Origin of the sequence: Thalassotalea sp. G20_0 (genome assembly GCF_017744175.1) — a bacterium.
In the GTDB taxonomy this organism is placed as follows: domain Bacteria; phylum Pseudomonadota; class Gammaproteobacteria; order Pseudomonadales; family Endozoicomonadaceae; genus Endozoicomonas.
In genome coordinates this window covers 1-509 of sequence record NZ_JAGHQV010000547.1, presented here as the reverse complement: position 1 = coordinate 509, position 509 = coordinate 1, and the positions used below count along the sequence as shown (strand labels likewise).

Annotated in this window: 1 protein-coding gene; it reads left to right on the top strand. The window is 47.9% G+C overall.

Features of this window, described 5'->3' with window-relative positions:
* Positions 1–85: 85 nt before the first annotated feature.
* Positions 86–509, top strand: a 424-nt coding sequence (locus J7438_RS27490) for a hypothetical protein (RefSeq protein ID WP_209279177.1), incomplete at its 3' end; no start/stop codon positions are given.

The window sequence follows — 509 nt, the reverse complement described above, 5'->3', positions numbered from 1 at the left end:
TTATAAATCAGCTTTACTCTATGAGATTTACCAACAAATAAAAGGTACCAACAGCCCTCCGGCATTACTTTCCATTCAAAACGCCTTGACGAACATCCAACACATTTCAGGGATTGAGGCGAAATCGCTGGAACGTTGCCATGACCTTTTACGGTATCACGCAGTATGCTACTTCAGGAAGCCGGCGGATCAACCGGTCATTGACGAAGAACAACTCTACGCGATCTATGGTGATAGCGAGAGGGATATCATGTACGCGGGGAGGCAGCTGCACAGGAATATCAAGGCTCTGTGCCAGACACTCCGGGATTGCCATGCGTATCAGCAATACAAAGCCAGCAACCCCGGTATTGATGGGGCGTTAGCCGCACTGGAAAGAAACTTTATCCAGCGACTTAATCGCTATTCAGGCATGAGGGACCATGGCTACAGCGGTCGCGGGATGGTTGACGAGTCTGTTGAGTATTTTGAAATGTTTGTCAGCCAGTTATTCTATGCCGAAGTTTACA